We start from the raw sequence: 229 nt of genomic DNA, 5'->3' as shown, positions 1-229 counted from the left end.
TTCGATGCAACGCGAAGAACCTTACCTGGTCTTGACATCCACGGAAGTTTTCAGAGATGAGAATGTGCCTTCGGGAACCGTGAGACAGGTGCTGCATGGCTGTCGTCAGCTCGTGTTGTGAAATGTTGGGTTAAGTCCCGCAACGAGCGCAACCCTTATCCTTTGTTGCCAGCGGTCCGGCCGGGAACTCAAAGGAGACTGCCCGTGATAAACTGGAGGAAGGTGGGGA

Annotated in this window: 1 rRNA gene; it reads left to right on the top strand. The window is 54.1% G+C overall.

Annotation, left to right across the window (positions count from 1 at the left end):
• Positions 1-229 (top strand): 16S ribosomal RNA (locus SB765_RS34495); the annotation flags it as partial.

This window comes from Pseudomonas sp. SIMBA_067, from assembly GCF_046534675.1.
Classification (GTDB): Bacteria; Pseudomonadota; Gammaproteobacteria; order Pseudomonadales; family Pseudomonadaceae; genus Aquipseudomonas; species Aquipseudomonas putida.
The sequence above is the reverse complement of the archived record's forward strand: the minus strand, read 5'-3'. Positions and strand labels throughout refer to the sequence as shown.